Source organism: uncultured Dietzia sp., assembly GCF_937873725.1.
Lineage (GTDB): Bacteria > Actinomycetota > Actinomycetes > Mycobacteriales > Mycobacteriaceae > Dietzia.
The window spans coordinates 91,249-114,227 of record NZ_CALMYY010000112.1 but is presented as its reverse complement, the minus strand read 5'-3'; the positions used below and the strand labels follow the sequence as shown (position 1 = coordinate 114,227).

Genomic DNA, 22,979 nt, shown 5'->3' with positions numbered 1-22,979 from the left:
GTCTGGACACGGGAGTCCCCTTGGCACTGAATCGAGCCGCATCGCGGTCCGCGACCAAGCACATCTTCGTCACCGGTGGCGTTGCGTCGTCGCTGGGCAAGGGGCTCACCGCCTCGAGCCTGGGGCAGCTGCTCACCGCCCGAGGACTCCGGGTGACCATGCAGAAGCTGGACCCGTACATCAACGTCGACCCCGGGACCATGAACCCGTTCCAGCACGGCGAGGTGTTCGTCACCGAGGACGGGGCGGAAGCGGACCTCGACCTGGGTCACTACGAGCGGTTCCTCGATCGCGACCTGAGCGCCAACGCCAACGTCACCACCGGCCAGGTGTACTCGGCGGTGATCGCCAAGGAGCGCCGCGGCGAGTACCTCGGCGACACGGTCCAGGTGATCCCGCACATCACCGACGCCATCAAGGAGCGCATCATCGCGATGAGCGCGCCCGACGAGCAGGGGCGTCGTCCCGACGTGGTGATCACCGAGGTCGGCGGCACGGTGGGGGACATCGAGTCCCAGCCGTTCCTCGAGGCCTGCCGGCAGGTCCGCCACGAGGTGGGCCGGGAGAACATCTTCTTCCTGCACGTCTCCCTGGTGCCGTACCTCGCTCCGTCGGGGGAACTCAAGACCAAGCCGACCCAGCACTCGGTGGCCGCGCTCCGGTCGATCGGCATCGTCCCCGACGGACTGGTGCTGCGGTGCGACCGTGAGGTCCCGGACGGGCTCAAGGCCAAGATCGCGCTCATGTGCGACGTGGACCTGGAGGGGGTCGTGTCCACTCCCGACGCCCCCAGCATCTACGACATCCCCAAGGTCCTCTTCAACGAGCACCTCGACACCCATGTCATCCGCAAGCTCAGTCTCCCGTTCCGCGACGTGGACTGGACGGTCTGGGGCGACCTGCTGCAGCGCGTGCACGAGCCGCGCGAGGAGGTCGAGATCGCACTGGTCGGCAAGTACATCGACCTGCCCGACGCCTACCTCTCGGTCACCGAGGCCCTGCGCGCCGGCGGGTTCGCGCACCGGGCGCGGGTGAACATCCGTTGGGTCGAGTCCGACGCGTGCGGCACCGAGGCCGGGGCCAGGGAGGCGCTGCGCGGAGTCGACGGCATGCTGATCCCCGGGGGGTTCGGCATCCGCGGGATCGAGGGCAAGCTGGGAGCGATCTCGTGGTCGCGGAAGAACCGCATCCCGCTCCTCGGCCTGTGCCTGGGGCTGCAGTGTTCGGTGATCGAGGCCGCCCGCTCCGTGGGCCTCGAGGGGGCGTCGTCGACGGAGTTCGAGCCCGACACCCGGTACCCGGTGATCTCCACGATGGCCGACCAGGTCGACGCGGTCGCGGGTCACGCCGATCTCGGTGGGACCATGCGTCTCGGTGCCTACCCGGCGGTGCTCACCAAGGGGTCCGTGGTGGCCGAGGCGTACGGGGCCACCGAGATCTCGGAACGCCACCGCCACCGGTTCGAGGTGAACAACGCCTACCGCGACAAGATCGCCGAGTCCGGGCTGCGCTTCTCGGGCACGTCGCCGGACGGTAACCTCGTGGAGTTCGTCGAGTACCCGCCGGAACAGCACCCGTTCTTCGTCGCCACCCAGGCGCACCCGGAGTACAAGTCGCGCCCGACCCGACCGCACCCCCTGTTCGCGGCGTTCATCAGGGCCGCGCTGGACTACGAGAACGAGATGCGCCTGCCGGTCGAGCCGTGGCGCGCGGATCGGTCCGATGCCGACCCCGCCGGCGGTGGGGGATCCCGCTCCGGGACGTCCAGGAGCGGCGAGGCGGACCCGGAACTGACCTCCGACGTCCGGACGGACGGGAGCTGACCGGCGTGTCGGGGTCCGGCGCGCCCGGGTCGCACGACTACCGGACGCTCGCCAGCCGCGAGATCTACGACGGCCGCGTGGTGCGGCTGCGCGTGGACACCCTGACGATGCCCGGTGGGGGCACCGCGGACAGGGAGATCGCCGGACACGACGACGCGGTCGCGGTGATCGCGCTGGACGAGCAGGGCGGGATCACCCTGGTGCGGCAGTACCGTCACGCGGTGGGTGAGCGGCTGCTGGAGCTTCCCGCCGGCCTGTGCGACGTGGCCGGCGAGGAGCCGGTGGAGACCGCGCGTCGCGAACTGGTCGAGGAGACCGGACTCGAGGCGGAGTCCTGGCGGCCGGTGATCTCGATCGTCCCGTCGCCGGGATTCTGCACCGAGCGGGTCCACGTGTTCCTGGCCACCGGGCTCCGAGAGGTCGCCCGCCCCGCCGCGGAACACGAGGAGGCCGACATGGAGGTGGTGCGGATGCCCTTCGCCGAGGCCGTGGACGCCGTGCTCGACGGCCGGATCGTCAACGGCATCGCCGTGGCCGGGATCCTCGCCGCGCGCGAGGCGATCGCCCGGTCCTGACGGGGCCCCGCCACGATGACGTCGGTCGGCGGCGCCGCGACCCAGATCCGTGGCTATCTCGACCACCTCGCCGTCGAGAGGGGCGCCTCGGTCCACACGCTCGCCGCGTACCGGCGTGACCTCGAGAAATACCGCGACTACCTCGCGGAATCGGGGATCGGCGACCTCGGCGCGGTGACCGAGTCCCACGTCGAGGGGTTCCGGGCCCGCCTCGCCACGGCGGATCCCGACACCGGTCGGCGGGCGCTCGCGCCCGGGTCGGTCGCCAGGGCACTCGCCGCCGTGCGCGGCCTGCACCGGTTCTCCACCAGGGACGGCATCACCGCTGTCGACGCGGCGGCGTCCGTCACCCCGCCGCGCCCGCCCCGGCGGCTTCCCAGGGCGCTGCCGGTGGACCAGATGGTCTCGGTGATCGAGGCGGCCGGCGGCTCCGACGTCGACACGGACCCGGGCAGACTCCGCGATCGCGCGATGCTCGAACTCCTCTACGCCACCGGGGCGCGGGCGGCCGAACTCGTCGGTCTGGACGTGGACGACCTCGACGGCCTCGACCATCCCGAGGGCGGCACGGTCATCCTCCGCGGCAAGGGAGGCAAGGAACGGGTGGTCCCGGTCGGCCGCCCGGCGTGCGACGCGGTCGGCGCGTATCTCGTGCGGGCCCGCCCCGCGCTGGCGATCCGCGGGGGCCCGGCGTTGTTCCTCAACACCCGCGGGGGCCGGATCACGCGCCAGACCCTGTGGAACGTGGTCGGCGTCGCGGCCGGGCGCGCGGGAGTGGGCTCGGACGTCTCGCCGCACTCGTTCCGGCACTCCTTCGCCACCCATCTCCTCGACGGAGGGGCGGACATCCGGGTGGTCCAGGAGCTGCTCGGACACGCCTCGGTCACCACGACGCAGGTGTACACCCTCGTCACCGTCGACACGCTGCGCGAGGTCTGGACGGAGTGTCACCCCCGGGCACGGTAACGTGACCGGGGGTACGGCCCTGACGGGCGAAACGGCGGCGAAGGGAGACGCGGGTGGCGAAGGACACTGGGGTGATGGATCCCGCGTTGTTCTCCCGCGCGGAACTCCTGGGAGCCGACGACCCGGCGGCCGGCGGAGGATTCTCCGCGATCCCCGAGCCGCAGCCCCTGTCCACCCACGGGCCGGCCACCGTCCTGTCGATGTGCAACCAGAAGGGTGGCGTCGGCAAGACCACCAGCACGATCAACCTGGCCGCAGCCCTGGCAGAGTACGGCCGGAGGGTCCTGGTGGTGGACCTCGACCCGCAGGGTGCGCTGTCGGCCGGGCTCGGCATACCCCACCACCAGCTCGACATGACCGTGTACAACCTCCTGGTGGACAACACGGTCTCCACCGAGGAGGTCCTGGTCCGGACCCGGGTCGAGGGCGTGGACCTCATCCCCGCCAACATCGACCTGTCGGCGGCGGAGATCCAGCTGGTCAACGAGGTCGGGCGGGAGCAGGCACTCGGTCGCGCCCTGTACCCGGTGCTGGACCGGTACGACTACGTCCTGATCGACTGCCAGCCGTCCCTGGGGCTCCTCACCGTCAACGCGCTGGCCTGCTCGGACGGGGTGCTCATCCCGATGGAGTGCGAGTACTTCTCCCTGCGCGGGCTGGCGCTGCTGACGGACACGATCGAGAAGGTGCGCGACCGCATCAACCCGCGCCTGCACCTCACCGGAATCCTCATCACCATGTTCGACCGCCGTACCGTCCATGCGCGCGACGTGCTCAGCCGGGTGGTGGAGGTGTTCGGGGACAAGGTGTTCGACACCCTCGTCACCCGCACGGTGAGGTTCCCCGAGACCACCGTCGCCGGTGAGCCCATCACCACGTGGGCGCCCAGGTCGGCGGGTGCGCAGGCCTACCGCGCGCTCGCTCGCGAGGTCATCCAGCGCGGCAGGTGAGCACTCCCGTGGACGAGGTGCCGGATTCGCGGGCGTTCACCGTCCACCTGACCAACTTCACCGGCCCGTTCGACCTGCTCCTCAAGCTGATCGACTCCCGGCGGCTCGACGTGACCGAGGTGGCCATCCACGCCGTCACCGACGAGTTCATCGCCCACACCCGCCAGCTGGGGGAGGGGGCCGACCTCGAGGAGGTGACCGAGTTCCTGGTGGTGGCCGCGACGTTGCTCGACCTCAAGACCGCGCGGCTCGTGCCGTCCGGCGAGGTGCAGGATCCCGAGGACCTGGCCCTGTTGCAGGCCCGGGACATGCTCTTCGCCAGGCTCCTGCAGTTCCGGGCGTTCCGCCGGGTGGCGGAACTCTTCGCCGAGCTCGACCGGACCGCCCGGCACTCGTTCCCGCGGACGGCGGGCCCGGACGACGAGTTCCTCGATCTGTTGCCCGAGGTCGACCTGGGCGTGGACCCCGGGCAGTTCGCCACCATCGCCGCGGTGGCCTTCCGGCCCCGGCCGCTGGAGGAGGTGGGGGTGGGGCACGTCCACGCCCCCGTCGTCTCGGTTCCCGAGCAGGCCGGCCGCGTCCTCGAGCTCTTGAGGTTCCGGGGCAGGGGCCACTGGGTGGATTTCCGGGAGCTGGTCTCCGGGTGCGACGACTCCCTCGTCGTCGTCGCCAGGTTCCTCGCGCTCCTGGAGTTGTACAGGGCGCGCGCCGTGTCGCTCGCCCAGGACGAGGCGCTCGGCGACCTGTTGGTGAGCTGGACCGGCGAGGACGCCACCGAGGTGACGCGCGGAAGGGACGAATGGACGTGAGGACGGGCGACGACGTGAACGGCGACGGGGGCGGTGTGGGACCGATCGGGGACGACGACGAGGCGGCAGAGCCCTCAGAACCACCGTTGCGGGCCAGGCTGGAGGCGCTCCTGCTGGTCGTGGACCAGCCGACCGGCGAGGGGGCGCTGGCGGCGGCGGCCGGGTCGACGGCCGGGGAGGTCGGCGCCGAGCTGCGGGGATGGCGGGACGATCTCACCGCGGCGGGCAGCGGAATCGACCTGCGCCGGACCGACGAGGGGTGGCGGCTCTACACCCGTCGAGAGCTCGCCCCCTATGTCGAACGGCTCCTCACCGACGGGACCCGCTCCACGCTCACGCGGGCCGCTCTCGAGACCCTCGCGGTGATCGCCTACCGCCAGCCGGTCACCCGCTCGCGGATCGCGGCGGTCCGTGGGGTCAACGTGGACGGCGTCATGCGGACCCTCGTGGCCCGCGGCCTGACGGTGGAATGCGGCACCGACCCGGACACCGGGGGCATGCTGTATAGGACCACGGAGCTATTTCTGGAAAGATTGGGGCTCACGTCGCTCGACGAGCTCCCGGACATCGCTCCGCTGCTGCCGGACGTCGACCTGGTCGACGAGATGAGCGACGATCCCGCGGACGATCCGCGGATACCCGTGGGGCGGCGCAGGAACACCGCGCCCGACCCCACTCCTGACGACGACGAAGAGATGTGACGAACCCATGACAGAGTCCGCTGGCCGAGACGGCGCACCGGTCCGCCTCCAGAAGATCCTGGCCCAGGCCGGAATCGCCTCCCGCCGGGCCTCGGAGGACCTCATCGCCCGCGGGCGGGTGGAGGTCAACGGGAAGATCGTGCGCGAGATGGGGATCAAGGTCGACCCCGCCACCGCCGTGATCCGCGTCGACGGCACCCGGATCGTGCTCGACGACGACCTGGTCTACCTCGCCCTGAACAAGCCCCGCGGCTACCACACCACCATGTCCGACGAGAGGGGTCGGCCCTGCGTGGGAGACCTCGTCGCGGACCGGGTCGATTCCGGGCAGCGGCTCTTCCACGTGGGGCGGTTGGACGCCGACACGGAGGGCCTGCTCCTGGTGACCAACGACGGCGAGCTCTCCCACCGCCTGATGCACCCGTCCTACGAGGTGTCCAAGACGTACATGGCCACCGTGACCGGGGTGGTGGGCAAGGGCGTGGGCAGGAGGCTCCGTGACGGGGTGGAGCTGGAGGACGGCCCGGCCAAGGTCGACCAGTTCTCGATCGTCGACGTCCACGAGGGGCGTTCGTTGGTCAAGGTCGTGCTCCACGAGGGGCGCAAGCACATCGTGCGTCGGCTCCTCGACGAGGTCGGTCACCCCGTCGAGTCGCTCGTGCGGATCCGGTTCGGTGCGGTCGCCCTGGGTGACCAGCGCGCGGGGACCTTCCGCAAGCTCAACCGCAAAGAGGTCTCGGACCTGTACGGGGCGGTGGGCCTGTGAGCTCGTCCACGCCGACGCGCCGGATCGCCATCGACGGTCCCGCCGGTACCGGCAAGTCCACGCTCGCGCGGTTGCTCGCCGAGCGCCTCGGCGGGGCCTACCTCGACACCGGGGCCATGTACCGCGTGGCCACCCTGCAGGTGCTGCGCGCCGGGGTGGACCCGGACGACTCCGCGGCGGTCATCGCGGCCTCGGCGGACCTGCCGATGGAGATCGGGACCGATGCGGGCTCCGAGAGGATCCTGCTGGGTGGCGAGGACGTGAGCGAGGAGATCCGCTCCGCCCGCGTCACCGGCGCCGTCTCGGCGGTCTCCGCCGTGCCGGAGGTCCGGGCCACCCTGGTGGGGGTGCAGCGGCGCCTGGCCTCGGGCGGCGGCACCGTCGTGCTCGAGGGGCGCGACATCGGCACCGTCGTGCTCCCGGACGCCGAGGTGAAGGTCTACCTCACGGCGAGCCCGGAGATCCGGGCCCGCCGCCGCACGGAGCAGGACCTGGCGGCGGGCCGGGACGCCGACTACGCCGAGGTGCTGGCCGCCGTGATCGAGCGGGACCGCAAGGACTCCACGCGTGCGGCGAGTCCTCTCCGGCCGGCCGCCGACGCCACAGTGGTCGACACCTCGACCCTCACCCTCGACGAGGTGCTCGACCGGCTGGTCGCACTCGCCGACAGCACCGACGCGTCGCGCAGCGACACCGCAGAAGGGAACGCATGATGGCGACCACCGAGGGACATCCCGACTTCGACCTGCCCACCGGGCCCGGCGAGGAGACCGTCGAGGACGGCTGGAACGACGACACCGACTGGGACGCCGTGGCCGACGAGTGGGCCGACGAGATCGGTGCCGAGGTCGACGGCGTGGAGATCCTGCCCACCGTGGCGATCGTCGGCCGCCCCAACGTAGGCAAATCCACCCTGGTCAACCGCATCATCGGACGCCGCGAGGCGGTGGTGGAGGACGTCCCCGGCGTGACCCGCGACCGCGTCTCCTACGAGGCGCTGTGGAACGGCCGGACCTTCATGGTGCAGGACACCGGAGGGTGGGAGCAGGACGCAAAGGGGCTGCACCGGTCCATCGCGCAGCAGGCCGAGATCGCCATGGGTACCGCCGACCTCATCGTCCTGGTGTGCGACGGGACCGTCGGCATCACCGCCGCCGACGAGACGGTGGCCAGGAGCCTGCGCCGCGCCGCCACGCCCGTGATCCTCGCGGTCAACAAGGTGGACAGCGACAAGGCGGAACTGGAGGCGGCCGAGTTCTGGGGGCTCGGCCTGGATCAGCCCTACGCGATCTCCGCCGCCCACGGCCGCGGGACCGCCGACCTGCTCGACGAGATCCTCCGGCAGTTGCCGACCAAGGCGAGGATGCGCGAGACCACCGAGGCGCCGCGGCGGGTGGCGCTGGTCGGCAAGCCCAACGTGGGCAAGTCGAGCCTGCTCAACAAGCTCACCGGGGAGGAGCGGTCGGTGGTCGACAACGTGGCCGGCACCACCGTCGACCCCGTGGACTCGCTCGTCGAGCTCGGAGGGCGGGAGTGGCGGTTCGTGGACACCGCCGGACTGCGACGCAAGGTCAACCAGGCCTACGGGCACGAGTACTACGCCTCACTCCGGACCCGGGGTGCCATCGAGGCCGCCGAGGTGGTGGTCCTGCTCCTGGACGCGTCCGAGCCGATCACCGAGCAGGACCTGCGGGTCATCTCGATGGTCGCCGACGCAGGGCGCGCACTGGTGATCGCGTTCAACAAGTGGGACCTCGTGGACGAGGACCGGCGGTACGACCTGGACAAGGAGATCGACAGGGAGCTGTCGAAGATCCTGAGCTGGGCGCACCGGGTCAACATCTCCGCGACGACAGGGCGCGCGCTCGCCAAGCTGGTCCCGGCGATGGACGCCGCGCTGGAGTCGTGGGACAAGCGCATCCCCACCGGACCGCTCAACACGTGGATGGCGGAGGTCGTGGCCGCGACCCCACCACCGATGCGCGGCGGGCGACTGCCCCGCATCCGGTTCTGCACGCAGGCCACCACCCGGCCGCCCACGTTCGTGTTCTTCTCCACCGGGTTCCTCGAGGCGGGCTACCGTCGGTTCCTCGAGCGGCGCCTGCGCGAGACCTTCGGCTTCGACGGTTCTCCCGTCCGTGTGAACGTGCGCGTCAAGGAGCGGCGGGTGCGCAAGTGACCTGCCGATTGGAGTGCCTCCACCGGCGTGCGCTAGTCTGATCCAGTCGCCGCGCGAGTCGCGGAGACGGGCGGGCTGTGGCGCAGCTTGGTAGCGCACTTGACTGGGGGTCAAGGGGTCGCAGGTTCGAATCCTGTCAGCCCGACCAGATAGCCCCGGCGGAATCGATTCCGCCGGGGCTTCGTCGTGTCCGGGGGTGCCGCGTGTGATCCCCCCGCCGGCGCCCCCCGGGGGGACTTCTCCGCGCGCCGCTCGGGCGCGTTTGCGCACCTGACGCGGCGTCAAACCGGTGTGACCGGCACCTCCGCCCCACTCCTGAGGGGTGCCGACGCGGATAAGCTTCTCTTGGCAATAGGATTTGTTTTTGGTGGCGGGGAAGCATCCGGTACCGGATGCCGGGTGTCCGGAACCGGGCGCGACGGCCGATCACGAGGTGGAGCCTCGGGATCGAGTGGAAGGAACAGCCCGAGTTGACACCTCACCCCCAGGCAGGGATCCCGCGGACTCCGCGACCCATCGGCTCGACCAGGGCGAGCCGGCAGGATCCGCGCGGGGTGGCGGTAACCGGTTCACCACCGCGGTCGCGGTGATCGTGGGGCTCACCGTGGCGTTCCCCGCCGCGTCCCCCCGGGCAGCCCGCAGGAATCGTCACGACACCACAGACCGGCCCTACCCGCCGGTCGAGGTGTGACGCTCCTCCCCAAACCACACCAACCCTTTCCACCACATCCAGAGAAACGAGGCCCCTGTGTCTGAGAGATATCGCTATTCCGTGGAGCAGTCGGACGAGGCCCAGCTGGGCATCAACCCGGTGTTCGCGCGGCCGGGCGAGGCCACGACCCTGCCGAAGTTCGAGCTGCCCGAGTCCATGATGGCGGGCGACACGGCGTATCAGATCGTCCATGACGAGGCGATGCTCGACGGGAACTCGCGGCTCAACCTCGCGACCTTCGTCTCGACGTGGATGGACGAGAACGCCCAGAAGATCTACGCCGAGACGGCCGACAAGAACATGATCGACAAGGACGAGTACCCGGCCACGGCCGCGATCGAGGACCGCTGCTGGCGGATCCTCGCCGATCTGTGGAACGTCCCGGACACGGACGACACCATCGGGACCTCGACGGTCGGCTCGTCCGAGGCGTGCATGCTCGGCGGCCTGGCCCTCAAGCGGTTGTGGCAGGAGCGTCGCCGCGCGGAGGGTAAGTCCACCGAGAAGCCGAACCTCATCCTCTCGGCCGGCGTCCAGGTGGTCTGGGAGAAGTTCTGCAACTACTGGGACGTCGAGGCGCGCTACGTGCCCGTCACCGAGGAGCACCTCGTGCTCGACGGCTTCGAGCTCGAGAAGTACGTCGACGAGAACACGATCGGCGTCGTCGCGATCCTCGGCCAGACCTACACCGGCCTGTACGAGCCGGTGAAGGAGATCGCGGAGAAGCTGGACGAGATCCAGGCGTCGACGGGGCTCGACGTCAAGATCCATGTGGACGGGGCGTCGGGCGCGATGGTCGCACCGTTCTGCCAGCCCGATTTGGAATGGGATTTCAAGGTCGATCGGGTCAACTCGATCAGCACGTCCGGGCACAAGTACGGCCTGGTCTACCCCGGCGTGGGGTGGGTCGTGTGGCGGACGAAGGCTGTCTGCCCGGAGAGCCTGATCTTCCACGTCAGCTACCTCGGTGGGGACATGCCCACCCTGGCGCTGAACTTCTCGCGCTCCGGCGCCCAGGTCCTGCTGCAGTACTACCAGTTCCTGCGGCTGGGACGGGAGGGGTACCGGGCGGTTCAGCAGGGGTCGATCGACGTCGCGACGTTCCTGTCCTCGAAGATCGGTGCGATGGAGCCGTTCGAGCTGGTGAGCAAGGGCGATACTATCCCGGTCTTCGCGTGGAAGCTCAAGAGCGGTGACCGCAACTGGGACCTCTACGACCTCGCGGACCGGTTGCGGATGCGTGGCTGGCAGGTTCCCGCCTACCCCATGCCCGACGACATGTCCGACCTCGTCGTGCAGCGGATCGTGGTGAGGCTCGGACTCAGTCGTGACCTGGCCGAGCTGCTCCTGGCCGCGATCGTGGAGGAAGTCGACTTCCTCGAGAACCTCGACGCCCCGATCCCGCGCGAGCGGCAGCGCACCTCCTTCGCGCACTGAGTTCTGCGGGAGGCCCGGCGGTGAGGGCGACAGGGTCGTTCACGTCCTCACCGGCCGGGGCTCCCCGGAGCACCATGGCCCGCATTCTCAGGAAGGTTCCCACTTGATGACCAGATCCCCGGCCGGGACCTCTTCTCGCCGGCAGAGCCCGTTCCTGGCGCCCACTCTCACCAAGCAGAGTGTCTCCTTCATGATCGGCTCGACCTTGTTCGCGGTGGGGACAGCGGTCGGGATCTGGGACCTGGGCTCGTCCAACCTCACCAACATCCTCTGCTTCGTCGGCGCCTGGTTCTTCACCGCGGCCGGTCTGATGCAGTTCGTCCTGAGCGGCGCCTCGACGACCGAGGTCGACTACGGGACCGGCACGATGTTCCGGGCGGTGTGGCTGGCGGCCGCCATCCAGAGCGTGGGCACGATCCTGTTCAACGTCAGCACCAGTGCGGCCCTGTCCGCGCGGACCGTGGCCGCCGAGGAACGGCTGGTGTGGAACCCCGACGCCGGTGGGTCCGTGGCGTTCCTCGTCAGCGCGGCATTCGTCTACGTCGCCTTCTACCGGGAGCGGGGAAGGCTCTGGGAACCCGGCCGGTCGGAATGGTGGGGTTCGCACATCAACATGATCGGATGCGTGGCGTTCGGTATCTCCGCCGTGGGGGCGTTCATCCTCTCCGACGGCTCCCTGGCCGACGCATCGGTGGCCAATTGGGGCACTCTCGTCGGCGCGATCTGCTTCTTCGTGGCATCGGCGATCGCACTTCCTCAGTTGGCGTGGAACCGTCGAGCCGCCCTCGCGGACGAGATGGCCGTGTAACCGACCTGCTCAGTACGCCCACCACAGCACCACCGTAGGTGCCTGGACATAAAGAACATCGAAGGGAAGTTGGCTTCATATGTGTACACGCGTTGTCTGGCCTGACGCCGCCGGTTCGGTCATCGTCGGCCGGAACATGGATTTCCACATGGATCTCCTCACCAATCTCTGGAAGTTCCCCCGCGGGATCGAACGGACCGACGGGGTCGAGGGCGCGCTCGCCTGGAAGTCGAAGTACGGAAGCATCGTCGCCACCGCCTTCGACCTCATCGCCACCGACGGGATGAACGAAGCCGGCTTCGCCGGACACATCCTGTGGCTCGCGGAGTCCGACTACGGCAAGCCCGAGCCGTCGGCCACCCAGCTCAGCCAGTCGGTCTGGCTGCAGTACTACCTGGACAACTTCGCAACCGTGGCGGAGGCGGTCCAGTGGACGGTCGACTCCCAGGTGGAGATCGCCCAGTTGTTCGACCCGACGGGCCACCTCGTGCCGACGCTGCATCTCGCGATCAACGATGCGTCAGGCGACTCGGCGATCATCGAGTACACCGGGGGCAAGCCCGACGTCTACCACAGCCGTGACTACAAGGTCATGACCAATTCCCCGACGTTCGACAAGCAGCTGGAGCTGGTCAAGCAGATCGAGGGACTCGGCGGAGACAAGCAGTTGCCGGGCTCCACCCTGGCGAGCGACAGGTTCGCCCGCGCCTCGTTCTACGTCGAGCACCAGGTCCAGCCGAAATCGCAGCTCGACGCGATCGCCGCGATGTTCAGCATCATCCGGAACGCGGCGCAGCCGTTCCGGACGCCCGAGCCCGGCAAGCCGGACGCGTCGCAGACGATCTGGCAGGTGGTGCTCGACCTCACCAACAAGCGCTACGTCTTCGAATCGACCACCAGGCCGAACATCGTCTGGGTGGACCTCGACGATGTCGACTTCGGCGAGGGCGCGGGGGTCAGCAAGCTCGACCTGGTCGGGCGGCTGGCGCTGGAGGGTGGGCTCGCCGGGAACGTGACCGAGGAGTTCCACGACGTCGGGGAGTTGGGCAGCGAGGTGGTCGCCACCGGCGTGAAGGCTCTGGAGTACATCGCCCGGAAGCAGGACGAGTTCGCCGCTCTGGCGAGCGCCGTGCAGGATCTGGTCGGCTCCAAGAAGTAGAGGGTCCGACGAAGGGGTGCCGGTCCGTGGGACCGGCACCCCTTCGTCTGTGTATTCCGGGTATTCCGGATAGCGCGGAGGCGATTACCCGGTGAGGACTCTCTCACGGGGGTACGGTCGGATCACCAATCGGGCGGCCCAGTGGCGCCGCCGACGCCGTGACCAGGGGGCTCCATGACCGATACCCACGACACCGAGATCCGCCGAGACGCCGACGAGTGGTCGGGAATCGACACGGCCGTGGTCGACTCCGCCGTCGCCGACGCCGTCGGTGCGGCCGAGGCGTTCCGGCGGTTCGACCAGCAGCAGGTCGACGCGATCGTCGAGGCCATGGCTCGGGCGGGTATCCGGGCGGCGGGGGAGCTCGCCGCCACCGCCATCGAGGAGACCGGTTTCGGTGTGTTCGAGGACAAGGTGGTCAAGAACTACGTGGCCACCGAGTTTCTCTACGACTACCTCCGGGACAAGAAGTCCGTGGGCGTGATCGAGGAGGACATCCCGCGCAACATCGAGCGCATCGCCGAGCCGATCGGCGTGGTCCTGGCGATCACCCCGGTCACCAACCCCACCTCGACCGTGCTCTACAAGGCCATCGTCGCGGCCAAGACCCGCAACGCGGTGATCTTCCGCCCGTCGCCCATGGCCGTGCGCTCGTGTGAGCGGACGGTCGAGATCCTGCGGGAGGCCGCGGAGGCGGCCGGGATGCCTCCGGGTGCGCTGCAGGTGCTGCCCCAGGCCGAGCACGAGGTCACCCACTACCTCTTCGCGCATCCCGACGTCGACTTCATCTGGGTGACCGGCGGTCAGAAGATCGTCAGCCTGGCCAACTCCGCCGGCAAACCCGCGCTCGGAGTGGGGCCCGGCAACGCGCCCGTCTACCTCCACCGCACGGCCGACATCAAGGGGGCCGTGGTGGACACCCTGATCTCCAAGACCTTCGACGCCTCCGTCATCTGCCCCGCGGAGCAGACCTGCATCATCGACGACCCGATCTACGACGAGACGGTGGCCGAATTCCGGCGCATGGGCGCACATCTGCTCTCTCCGGACGAGGCCCGGACCTTGGCCGACTTCGCGTTCGGGTGCGGCGACAGGGTGAATCCCGAGGCGTTGGGGCAGCAGGCACCCGAGCTGGCCGCGCGGGCCGGCATCGCCGTCGATCCCGCGACCAAGATCCTGTTGGCCGAGCTCCCGTCCGACCTCGGGGAACTCGCCTCGCACCCGCTCGTCCAGGAGAAGCTCATGCCCGTCCTGGGGCTGGTGAGATCCCCGGATGAGCGTCACGGGATCGACGCCGCCGTCCTGGTGACCGAGCACGGAGGACTCGGCCACACCTCGGCGATCTACGCCCGGGACCCCGGTGTCATCGACGCGTACGGGCTGGCCGTCAGAACCGGCCGGATCCTGGTCAACGCCCCCACCGCCGTCGGCGCGCTCGGCGGTATCTACAACAACCTCACGCCCACCTTCTCTCTCGGCTGCGGAACGTGGGGGGGATCGAGCACGACGGAGAACGTCAACTACATGCAACTTCTCAACATCAAGACGGTGTCCCACCGTCGCACGCCGCCCCAGTGGTTCCGTGTGCCCGCCAACACGTTCTTCAACGCCGGCGCGTTGGAGAACCTGCGCGAGGTGCCCTGCACGAGCGTGGTGGTGATCACCGACGTGCTGAGTGAGCAGCGGGGCGTCGTCGACGAGTTGAGGCGCCACCTCCAGGTGGAGCGGCTGAGGGTGTTCAGCGAGGTGGAGCCCGAGCCGGACGAGGCCACCATCCACCGCGGTGTCGATCTGCTCAGGGAGTCACGACCGGACCTGCTCATCGCGATCGGCGGCGGCTCGGTGATCGACGCGGCCAAGGCGATCAGGCTCTTCTACGAGCATCCCGAGGTCAGCCTCGAGGAGCTCGCTCTGCCGTTCCTCGATCCCCGCAAACGGATGGCCCAGTACCCGCAGGATCCGCACACGTTGCGTCTGGTGGCCGTTCCCACGACCTCGGGTACCGGGTCGGAGGTGTCGCCCGCCGCGGTGCTCACCGTGGGTGACCGCAAGGAGACGCTGGTCGACTACTCGCTGGTGCCGGACATGGCGATCGTGGATCCCGTGCTCACCCTGTCCATGCCCCGCACCCTGACCGTCGACACCGGCGTGGACGCCCTGACCCATGCGCTGGAGGCGGCGGCGTCGATCTTCGCCTCGCCGTTCACCGACGCGTTCTGCGTGCAGGCCGCGCGGCTGATCTTCGACGCTCTCCCGCGCGCCTACGACAACCCGGACGACCTCGACGCGCGGACGGACATGTCCAACGCCGCCACGCTCGCCGGCCTCGCGTTCTCCAATGCGTTCGTCGGGACCAACCACGCCCTCGCACACGCGGTCGGCGCCCGGTTCGGCATCGCGCACGGTCGGGCGAACGGCGTCTTCCTTCCCCACGTCCTCAGGTACAACGCGAGCCTCCCGACCAAGTTCATGCCGGCCCCCGGGTACTCGGCCTATATCGCCCCGGACAAGTACGCCCAGCTCGGCCGCGTGGTGTTCGGCGGACGCGAGCCCGAGGAGAGTCGCGGCAGGCTCTTCGACGGCGTGGACGGCCTCCTGCGCCGATTGGACATGCCACGGACGCTCGCCGAGCTGGGCATCCCCGAAGAGGTGTTCCTCGCGGCGCTGCCGGAGTTGGCGATGACCGCCTTCCAGGACCTGAGCAACCGCACCAATCCACGCATGCCGCTGATCGCCGAACTCACCGAGCTGCTCCGGCTCGGCTACTACGGGAAGGCCTGAGATGCCCACTGATACCGCGCATCGGACGGTGGAGATCGCCGCGCCGTTGTCCACCGTCCTCGACACGATCCGCGACCTCGAGGGCCAGCCCGAGTGGGTCCCGGAGATCCTGGAAGCCGAGGTCCTCGAGGTGTACGAGGACGACGGGCTTCCCGCCACCGCCCGGTTCAAGGCCTCGGCCACGGTCGGCACCGACGCCTACGTCCTGTCCTACGAACACCGTGACGACGGGATGGACTGGTCGATGGTCGAGGGGCGTCTGCAGACCGGGCAGGAGGGGCGGTACGACCTCGTGGAGACCGGTCCGGGTTCGACCTCGGTCTCGTTCCGACTGACCATCCACCACAATCTCCCCATTCCGGGGCTTCTCCGTCGACGCGTGATCAAGGGTCTGGTCGACAACACGGTGAACGGCTTGAAGAAGCACCTCGAAGCCTGAGAGTGTGACCTGCGACCCCTCCTGTGGACGCAGGGAACACGGGGCCTGGGCCCACCGTTGTATCCGGTGAGGTAGACCCGTGACACTTGACGCGCCCACGGGGCGCGGGGCGAGGAGAGGCGCATGGTTGACGAGCGCACGCCGCGGACGGCCCGGGAACGGATCGTGTCCGATGTCGACCGGATGTGCAGGGGAGTGGGGGACGTCCCGGTCGCGGAGTTGTCCGACCGCTCGGCACTGCTGGTGGCGTGCGGTCTGGTGGAGCCGAGGATCACGGACGTCGTGCTCACCCGCCTGCACCAGAACATGGCGTTCCCCACCGTCGGGGGGTTCAACCAGATCCGGATCATCGAAGAGCAGCGTCACGACCTTCGTCGGATCATCGCGACCCCGGTCCCGTCGGTGCTCCGGATGGCGCTGAGGACCCGCCTGGCCGACCTCGACCGTCGGTACCTCCTCCTGCGGACAGGCTTCACCCGGGGCGCCGGCGTCTTCGCCTTCCGCATCAAGGACATCCGGGTCGATCGCCGGCGCGGCGTGCATCTGGACACGGACGATCGCGGACGGCTCTTCGACGCCCTCGCGTCCACGCCCACCATGGCCCCGGTGCCTCTCGTGCCCCGGACCCTCGCCGAGCTGGGAACGGCGGCCGCGGCCTACGGTCAGCGGGAGATGGGGAGGGTCGTCCTGCCCCCGCGTGTCCAGTCGGTCGTCCAATCCCTGCCGTCGCTGCCCCAGATCAGGGCGGATCGCCGCCGGATCCCGGAGATGTACACCGCGATGATCATGGAGGTCGGTGGGCTGTACGACAGGCTGCTGCGGGCCTACGCCCGCGGCGGCCGATCGGTGGAGGAGGTCCGGCTGCAGTTCGACCCGGAGAACGAGGTAGTCGGGCTCGCGGGCGATCTCTGCAGGCTCCGCGAGGCGGCCGCCGCCGCGGGCGTCCCGCCCGCGCGGGACGGATTCACCACGCTCACGGGGATGGGGGAGGCCATCGACGGAGTGTGGGCCGAGGTGATCGAGCGGGCGGTGGCGTTCCGCGAGCTCGTCGAGTCCGTGGAGGCCCGTGCCGCCCTCGCGGTGTCCGAGGCCGCGAGGGTCGACGACATCGCCCGCGAGAACGGGGTGCGACCGCCGTCCGGTGCCTATGCCCCCACCCCTGCGGACCTCGCTGCCGAGCACCTGGCGGCCCGGGCGGGGGATCGGATGCTCTCGACCGACGCGATGCGCAGGTTGCGCGGCCAGCTGGACCCCGACCGCTAGCACCGCCGCCGGTGGGGTGCGCCGCCGGTGGCGTTCCCCCCTGCGTACGGTGGGACCATCTGATCGTCACCGGGAAGGACTCCACGCGTGGGATTCGCCAACCGCTTCTGGAAGCTCATGGGCTCCACCCAAGGCCGGGACACCTCGCGCGCGCAGAGCGCGGTCGAGGCGTCCCACGGGTTCGACGACTGGGCCGGGGGGATAGACGACGACGAGTTCGCCGACGCGGCACACGACCTGCAGCTCTTCGGGGATTCCGCCGAGGATCTCGCCAGGTTCCTCGCGCTGGCCCGGGAGGCGGCCTCCCGGGCTGTCGACATGAGGCCGTTCGATGTGCAGCTCCAGGGAGCGCTGCGCATGTTCGCGGGCGATGTGGTGGAGATGGCGACGGGCGAGGGCAAGACGCTCTCGGGTGCGATCGCCGCGGCGGGTTACGCCCTCCAGGGACACACGGTCCACATCATCTCCGTCAACGACTACCTGGCAGCCCGGGACGCCCGGTGGATGGGGCCCATGTTCGAACTCCTCGGGCTGACCGTCGGTCATGTCACGGAGTCGTCGACCCGTGAGGAGCGTCGGGTCGCGTACTCGTGCGACATCACCTACGGGTCGGTGTCCGAGATAGGGTTCGACGTCCTCCGGGAGCAGTTGGTCACCGATCCGGCGGACCTCATCGCGCCCACAACGGACGTTGCGCTGGTGGACGAGGCGGATTCGGTGCTGGTCGACGAGGCGCTGGTGCCCCTGGTCCTGGCCGGATCGACCTCCGGCGAGGCCCCCACGGGCGAGATCCTCTCGGCGGTCCGGAAGCTGCGTCCGGGGCGGCACTACGAGACCGACTCGGACAAGCGCAACATCTTCCTCACCGACGACGGTGCGGAGGCGATCGAGAACGAACTCGGCATCGGCGACCTGTACGACGCCGACCACGTGGGGACGACGCTGGTCCAGGTCAACGTGGCGCTCCACGCCTGCTTCCTGCTCCGTCGGGACGTGGACTACATCGTCCGCGACGGACGGGTCCAGCTCGTCAACGCCTCCCGCGGACGCGTCGCGGAGCTCCAGAGGTGGCCGGACGGACTCCAGGCGGCCGTCGAGGCCAAGGAGGGTGTCACGGTGTCCGAAGCCGGGCAGATTCTCGACAGCATCACGGTGCAGGCGTTCATCGGCAGGTACGACCGGGTGTGCGGGATGACGGGCACCGCGCTCGCCGCGGGGGCGCAGCTTCGTGAGTTCTACTCACTCGGAGTGTCCCAGATCGAGCCCAACACCCCGACCATCCGTGTGGACGAGGCCGACCGCACCTACATCGACACCGACAGCAAGACACGGGCACTGGTCGAGCACATCGCGCGGATCCACGCGACGGGCCAACCGGTGCTCGTCGGGACCCACGACGTGGCCGAGTCCGAGGACCTGGCGGCGCGGCTGTCGGAGAAGGGCGTCGCGTGCGTGGTCCTCAATGCCAAGAACGACGAGGAGGAGGCGGCGATCATCGCCGAGGCGGGCGACGTGGGCAATGTGACCGTCTCGACCCAGATGGCGGGCCGGGGCACCGACATCCGGCTCGGGGGGTCCGACGAGGCTCGCCGCGACGAGGTGGTCGAGCTCGGAGGTCTGCACGTGGTGGGCACGGGCCGGCACCGGACGGAGCGGCTCGACAACCAGCTGCGCGGGCGGGCGGGACGCCAGGGGGACCCCGGGAGCTCGGTGTTCTTCGCGGCGATGGACGACCCCGTCGTCACCTCGGCCCTGGAGCCGGAGAAGATCCCCGACGCGCACGACAGGATGAGTGGACTGCTCAAGGGCAACCGTGGTCGTGACGCGGTCGACCACGCACAGCGGGTCACCGAGGGCGAGATGCTGGCGATCCACTCCAACACGTGGCGCTACAGCCGGCTCCTCGCCGAGCAGCGGGACATCCTGGCCCGGCGCCGGGGGGCGCTGCTACGCACCGAGAAGGCGTTCGAGGAGCTCACCGCCCATGACCCCGAGAGGAGTGCGGCCCTCGTGGAGGCCCACGGCCGCGACGCGGTGGTCCAGGGGTGCCGGGAGATCATGCTCTGGCACCTGGACCGGGGCTGGGCCCGTCACCTGGAGACGATGAACGACGTGCGTGAGTCGATCCACCTCCGGGCGCTGGGGAGGGAGAACCCCCTGGACGAGTTCCACCGCATCGCGATCGACCATTTCCGCGATCTCGCCGCGGACGCCGTCGCGGAGTCCGAGGCGACGTTCGCTGAGATCGAGTTCACCGACTCCGGAGTCGACCTGGCGGCCAACGCGATGGCGCGGCCCACCTCGACGTGGACGTACATGGTCCACGACAACCCGATGGCGGCGGGGGGCAACGTCTTCTCGGGGATGATGTCCACCTTCCGATGAACGCTGCGCGTGAGGGCAGGCGCGAGACCGACCTCCGGGAATGGCGGACGGGCGAGGGCAAGGTCCTCGGCGCCCGGATTCCGCCGCCACGCGACGGTCACCTCTCGGCCGCGGTCCCGCCGGGGCTCGGGCCCGAACCGCGTCCGGGGGATCCCGAGGTCAGCGACCGCTTCTGGACCCTTCCCAATGTCATCTCGTTGGGTCGCATCGCGCTGATCCCGGTCCTCATCGTGAGCATCCTCGTGTGGGAGGACCCGACGCTCGCCCTGTGGATCCTCGGCGCACTGGTGGTCTCGGACTGGCTCGACGGCAAGATCGCGCGACTGTGGAACATGCGGTCGACCTGGGGAGAACGGCTCGACCCGATCGCCGACCGTGTCCTGGTGGCCTCGGTGCCGGTGGCGTTCGCCGTGGCCGGGTACATCCCCGTGTGGATCGTCGTGATGCTGCTGGCGCGTGACGCGCTGCTGGTGGGGACCCTGCCGCTGTATCGCAGGCGAGGGATCGAGCCCGAGGTCACCTATCTCGGCAAGGCCGCCACGTTCGCGCTGTTCTGGTCGCTGCCGCTTCTCCTGGCCGGGCACGCGGGGGTGCTCGGCGGTGAGGGGCTCCGCATTCTGGGGCAGGCGTGTCTGTACTGGGGCGTGGGGCTGTACACCTGGAGTGGAGCCGTCTACCTGTGGCAGGCGTGGAGGGTCGCGCGAGCCGTATCCCCGGAGCGCACCGGATCGACTGCCGCAGGTCACCGGGACGGTGTGTAATGTCGCCAGGTGGAATCGGAAGTGATCCACGCGAGAAGGGCACGCCAGTGAGCGATCAGAACATCCCCGACCAGCTCCGGTACACCGATGAGCACGAGTGGGTGGAACGGGTGTCGGACACGCGGGTCCGCATCGGCATCACCGACTACGCGCAGTCGAAGCTCGGCGACATCGTGTTCGTGCAGCTCCCGGACGTGGGTGGTGAGACGGAGTCGGGAGAACCCTTCGGCGAGGTCGAGTCGCCGAAGAGCGTCTCCGACCTGTACGCGCCGTTGAGCGGGAAGATCGTCGAGGCCAACACCGCCTTGGAGACCTCGCCGGAGCTCGTCAACTCCGATCCGTACGGTGAGGGGTGGATCGTCGTCCTGGAGATCTCGGATGTCGACGATCTCGAGGCACAGCTCGAGCAGACGTTGGACTCCGACGGGTACGCGAAGATCACGGAGGGCTGATCGGGCCCGCCCGCCCCGCCCGCGGGTGGGCGGTCCGGCATAGAATCATTGCACCGCACGGTGAGCCCCTCGTTGGGCTCGGACGAGGAGAGACGAAACGTGACCGAGAACAAGAACATGCCCGAGGCGACCGCCGAGACCACCTCGGTGTTCCGTGCGGAGCTTCTCAACGAGTCCGATCAGCAGGCGGCCCAGTCGGAGTCGACCGTCACCGGTGTTGAGGGTCTGCCGGAGGGTCAGGCCCTCCTGGTGGTCAAGCGGGGCCCCAACGCCGGTTCCCGTTTCCTCCTGGACCAGGCCACCACGTCGGCCGGTCGGCACCCGGACAGTGACATCTTCCTCGACGACGTCACCGTGAGTCGTCGGCACGCGGAGTTCCGCAGCGAGAGCGGGACCTTCACGGTCGTGGACGTCGGTTCGCTCAACGGCACCTACGTCAATCGCGAGCCCGTGGACTCGGCGTCGTTGTCGAACGGCGACGAGGTCCAGATCGGCAAGTTCCGTCTGGTATTCCTGACGGGTACGCCCGGGCAGTGACCGCCGCCGGACACGGCGCCGCGCACGATGGGCACCTGTCCATCGGCGGCGTCATCGCACTCCTGGTCGCGGAGTTCCCGGACCTCACGGTGTCGAAGGTCCGGTTCCTCGAGAACGAAGGTCTGGTCACCCCGGAGCGGACCGCCAGCGGCTACCGACGGTTCAGTCCCGGGGACCGTGAGCGGCTGCGCTACGTGCTCACCGCGCAGCGTGACCGCTACCTGCCGCTGAAGGTGATCAGGGAGGAACTCGACGCTCTCGATTCGGCGATCGCCGACGGGTCCACCACGGCCCTGCTCCCACGGTCGGGAGCGGAGAGCGTTCCGGGCTCGGCTCCGGACGACTTCCGCAGCGACACGGTCCTGAGGCTGACCCGTGAGACCGTGATCGAGAACTCCGGGGTCGAGGCGGATCTCGTCGACTCCCTGGTGGACGCCGGTCTCATCGTGGCCGGCCCGGGGGGGTTCTACGACCCGGAGGCGGTGCTGGTCGCGAGGACCGCCCGCGACCTTGCCGCCCACGGTGTCGACGTGCGGCACCTCCGGGGGTTCCGGACCGCGGCCGATCGTCAGACGGGTCTCATCACCCAGATCGCCGGGCCCGTCGCGCGTCAGGGGGATGCGGATGCGCGAGACCGCGCGGCCGAACTCGCGCGGGAGATCGCGGCGCTCTCGGTCGCCCTCCATTCCACGCTCGTCACCGTGGCGGTTCGGCACGCGCTGGAACCCTGACCCGCTCGCCCGGCCGTCGATCAGGGTTAGGCTGGGCCCGTGCGAGAGGCGGAGGACATGGGAAAGAACATGCGTGAGGTCGATGTGGTGGGCATCCGCTTCGAGGAACCGGAGTACGCCCCCGTGCTGATCCTGCACGAGAAAGACGGGGGTCGGTACGTGCCGATCTGGATCGGGGCGGCCGAGGCCGCGGCGATCAGCCTGCAGCAGCAGGGGGTGCGACCGGGCAGGCCGTTGACGCACGACCTCGTGGCCACGCTCCTGGAGACCTTCTCCCACCCGCTCGAGCAGGTGGAGATCGTGGGCGTGTCGGAGGGGACGTTCCTCGCCGAACTCGTCTTCGAGGGCAAGCGGGTCTCGGCGCGACCCTCCGATGCCGTGGCGGTGGCGCTCCGCACGTCGTCCCCCGTGCTGGTCAGTCGCGAGGTGCTCGACGAGGTCGGCATCTCGCTGGTGGAGCAGGGCGAGGAGGAGGTCGAGGCCTTCCGCGAGTTTCTCGACCAGGTGAGCCCGGATGATTTCCTCGGTGGCGGGGACGACCCGGAGCGACCGGACGCCTCCACCTCCTGACCGTCTGACCTGGAGGTTCCCTGTCACCACGGGACACATCAGCACCAGTGCGCAGGTCAGGACCATGCCTAAAGTTCAACTTGAGGTTGAGGTTTACCGCGTGTCCTATTGATCGTCGACCTCCGGCGGCCTAGCGTTGGCCCCAGTGAACTACACCGATGGTGTTCACGCGTTC

General features: G+C 69.4%; 21 protein-coding genes and 1 tRNA gene. All 22 read left to right on the top strand.

Translation table 11 applies throughout. From position 1 onward, the window contains the following. Positions 1 to 20 precede the first annotated feature (20 nt). The 22 genes from Q0444_RS12550 (at position 21) to Q0444_RS12445 (ending at position 22,804) form a co-directional block, all read left to right on the top strand. Positions 21 to 1,823 carry a CTP synthase gene (locus tag Q0444_RS12550; RefSeq protein WP_299023375.1) on the top strand — a complete coding sequence of 601 codons (1,803 nt, stop codon included), beginning with the start codon at positions 21 to 23 and terminating at the stop codon, positions 1,821 to 1,823. A 5-nt stretch (positions 1,824 to 1,828) separates the two neighbouring features. Then, positions 1,829 to 2,398 carry an NUDIX hydrolase gene (locus tag Q0444_RS12545; RefSeq protein WP_291085690.1) on the top strand — a complete coding sequence of 190 codons (570 nt, stop codon included), beginning with the start codon at positions 1,829 to 1,831 and terminating at the stop codon, positions 2,396 to 2,398. Between the two features lie 15 nt (positions 2,399 to 2,413). Beyond that, positions 2,414 to 3,364, top strand: a complete 951-nt coding sequence (locus tag Q0444_RS12540; protein WP_291085688.1) for a tyrosine recombinase — start codon at positions 2,414 to 2,416, stop codon at positions 3,362 to 3,364. Between the two features lie 74 nt (positions 3,365 to 3,438). Next, a complete protein-coding gene (locus Q0444_RS12535) occupies positions 3,439 to 4,314 on the top strand; it encodes a ParA family protein (protein WP_291085734.1) in 876 nt (291 codons plus the stop codon). After that, complete coding sequence (locus Q0444_RS12530) at positions 4,311 to 5,123, top strand: ScpA family protein (protein WP_291085684.1); 813 nt, start codon at positions 4,311 to 4,313, stop codon at positions 5,121 to 5,123. Before Q0444_RS12535 ends, Q0444_RS12530 begins: the two co-directional genes overlap by 4 nt. Continuing rightward, positions 5,114 to 5,824, top strand: a complete 711-nt coding sequence (gene scpB / locus Q0444_RS12525; protein ID WP_291085682.1) for an SMC-Scp complex subunit ScpB — start codon at positions 5,114 to 5,116, stop codon at positions 5,822 to 5,824. Before Q0444_RS12530 ends, scpB begins: the two co-directional genes overlap by 10 nt. Positions 5,825 to 5,831: 7 nt before the next feature. Further along, positions 5,832 to 6,590, top strand: a complete 759-nt coding sequence (locus tag Q0444_RS12520) for a pseudouridine synthase (protein WP_349679633.1) — start codon at positions 5,832 to 5,834, stop codon at positions 6,588 to 6,590. Next, entirely contained in the window at positions 6,587 to 7,303 is a 717-nt protein-coding gene (gene cmk / locus Q0444_RS12515) for a (d)CMP kinase (protein ID WP_291085679.1), read from the top strand. Before Q0444_RS12520 ends, cmk begins: the two co-directional genes overlap by 4 nt. Further along, positions 7,303 to 8,769 (top strand): ribosome biogenesis GTPase Der, encoded by a 1,467-nt coding sequence (gene der / locus Q0444_RS12510; RefSeq protein ID WP_299023374.1) that lies wholly within the window; start codon positions 7,303 to 7,305, stop codon positions 8,767 to 8,769. The genes cmk and der overlap by 1 nt, the downstream gene beginning before the upstream one ends. Positions 8,770 to 8,840: 71 nt before the next feature. Further along, positions 8,841 to 8,917 (top strand) — tRNA-Pro (locus Q0444_RS12505). A 624-nt stretch (positions 8,918 to 9,541) separates the two neighbouring features. Beyond that, positions 9,542 to 10,918, top strand: a complete 1,377-nt coding sequence (locus tag Q0444_RS12500) for a glutamate decarboxylase (protein WP_291085732.1) — start codon at positions 9,542 to 9,544, stop codon at positions 10,916 to 10,918. 106 nt (positions 10,919 to 11,024) lie between these two features. Then, complete coding sequence (locus Q0444_RS12495) at positions 11,025 to 11,726, top strand: hypothetical protein (protein WP_291085673.1); 702 nt, start codon at positions 11,025 to 11,027, stop codon at positions 11,724 to 11,726. 79 nt (positions 11,727 to 11,805) lie between these two features. Beyond that, on the top strand, positions 11,806 to 12,885 hold the full coding sequence (locus Q0444_RS12490; protein ID WP_291085670.1) for a linear amide C-N hydrolase: 1,080 nt from the start codon (positions 11,806 to 11,808) through the stop codon (positions 12,883 to 12,885). 174 nt (positions 12,886 to 13,059) lie between these two features. Next, positions 13,060 to 15,666, top strand: a complete 2,607-nt coding sequence (adhE, locus tag Q0444_RS12485; RefSeq protein ID WP_291085667.1) for a bifunctional acetaldehyde-CoA/alcohol dehydrogenase — start codon at positions 13,060 to 13,062, stop codon at positions 15,664 to 15,666. Between the two features lies 1 nt (position 15,667). After that, on the top strand, positions 15,668 to 16,105 hold the full coding sequence (locus Q0444_RS12480) for an SRPBCC family protein (RefSeq protein ID WP_291085664.1): 438 nt from the start codon (positions 15,668 to 15,670) through the stop codon (positions 16,103 to 16,105). A 123-nt stretch (positions 16,106 to 16,228) separates the two neighbouring features. Continuing rightward, positions 16,229 to 17,368, top strand: coding sequence for a hypothetical protein (locus tag Q0444_RS12475; protein ID WP_291085661.1), 1,140 nt, complete (start codon positions 16,229 to 16,231; stop codon positions 17,366 to 17,368). A gap of 87 nt (positions 17,369 to 17,455) precedes the next feature. Beyond that, positions 17,456 to 19,753, top strand: a complete 2,298-nt coding sequence (secA2, locus tag Q0444_RS12470; RefSeq protein WP_291085658.1) for an accessory Sec system translocase SecA2 — start codon at positions 17,456 to 17,458, stop codon at positions 19,751 to 19,753. Beyond that, positions 19,750 to 20,514, top strand: a complete 765-nt coding sequence (locus tag Q0444_RS12465) for a CDP-alcohol phosphatidyltransferase family protein (protein WP_291085655.1) — start codon at positions 19,750 to 19,752, stop codon at positions 20,512 to 20,514. The genes secA2 and Q0444_RS12465 overlap by 4 nt, the downstream gene beginning before the upstream one ends. A gap of 47 nt (positions 20,515 to 20,561) precedes the next feature. After that, positions 20,562 to 20,966 (top strand): glycine cleavage system protein GcvH, encoded by a 405-nt coding sequence (gene gcvH / locus Q0444_RS12460; protein ID WP_291085652.1) that lies wholly within the window; start codon positions 20,562 to 20,564, stop codon positions 20,964 to 20,966. Positions 20,967 to 21,083: 117 nt separating this feature from the next. Beyond that, positions 21,084 to 21,503: an FHA domain-containing protein gene (locus tag Q0444_RS12455; protein ID WP_291085730.1), complete on the top strand. Its 420-nt coding sequence runs from the start codon at positions 21,084 to 21,086 to the stop codon at positions 21,501 to 21,503. Beyond that, the gene (locus Q0444_RS12450; RefSeq protein ID WP_291085649.1) at positions 21,500 to 22,234 is read left to right on the top strand and encodes a MerR family transcriptional regulator; all 735 of its coding nucleotides are present in this window, start codon (positions 21,500 to 21,502) and stop codon (positions 22,232 to 22,234) included. The genes Q0444_RS12455 and Q0444_RS12450 overlap by 4 nt, the downstream gene beginning before the upstream one ends. Before the next feature lie 69 nt (positions 22,235 to 22,303). Beyond that, a complete protein-coding gene (locus Q0444_RS12445; protein ID WP_291085727.1) occupies positions 22,304 to 22,804 on the top strand; it encodes a bifunctional nuclease family protein in 501 nt (166 codons plus the stop codon). Positions 22,805 to 22,979: the final 175 nt, after the last annotated feature.

Excerpts from the sequence above, each read along its gene's own strand:
- Q0444_RS12540 (WP_291085688.1), top strand. The coding sequence starts at position 2,414 with ATGACGTCGGTCGGCGGCGCCGCGACCCAGATCCGTGGCTATCTCGAC.
- Q0444_RS12535 (WP_291085734.1), top strand. The coding sequence starts at position 3,439 with ATGGATCCCGCGTTGTTCTCCCGCGCGGAACTCCTGGGAGCCGACGAC.
- scpB (WP_291085682.1), top strand. The coding sequence starts at position 5,114 with ATGGACGTGAGGACGGGCGACGACGTGAACGGCGACGGGGGCGGTGTG.
- Q0444_RS12520 (WP_349679633.1), top strand. The coding sequence starts at position 5,832 with ATGACAGAGTCCGCTGGCCGAGACGGCGCACCGGTCCGCCTCCAGAAG.
- der (WP_299023374.1), top strand. The coding sequence starts at position 7,303 with ATGGCGACCACCGAGGGACATCCCGACTTCGACCTGCCCACCGGGCCC.
- Q0444_RS12495 (WP_291085673.1), top strand. The coding sequence starts at position 11,025 with ATGACCAGATCCCCGGCCGGGACCTCTTCTCGCCGGCAGAGCCCGTTC.
- Q0444_RS12490 (WP_291085670.1), top strand. The coding sequence starts at position 11,806 with ATGTGTACACGCGTTGTCTGGCCTGACGCCGCCGGTTCGGTCATCGTC.
- adhE (WP_291085667.1), top strand. The coding sequence starts at position 13,060 with ATGACCGATACCCACGACACCGAGATCCGCCGAGACGCCGACGAGTGG.
- Q0444_RS12480 (WP_291085664.1), top strand. The coding sequence starts at position 15,668 with ATGCCCACTGATACCGCGCATCGGACGGTGGAGATCGCCGCGCCGTTG.
- Q0444_RS12475 (WP_291085661.1), top strand. The coding sequence starts at position 16,229 with ATGGTTGACGAGCGCACGCCGCGGACGGCCCGGGAACGGATCGTGTCC.
- Q0444_RS12465 (WP_291085655.1), top strand. The coding sequence starts at position 19,750 with ATGAACGCTGCGCGTGAGGGCAGGCGCGAGACCGACCTCCGGGAATGG.
- Q0444_RS12455 (WP_291085730.1), top strand. The coding sequence starts at position 21,084 with ATGCCCGAGGCGACCGCCGAGACCACCTCGGTGTTCCGTGCGGAGCTT.
- Q0444_RS12445 (WP_291085727.1), top strand. The coding sequence starts at position 22,304 with ATGCGTGAGGTCGATGTGGTGGGCATCCGCTTCGAGGAACCGGAGTAC.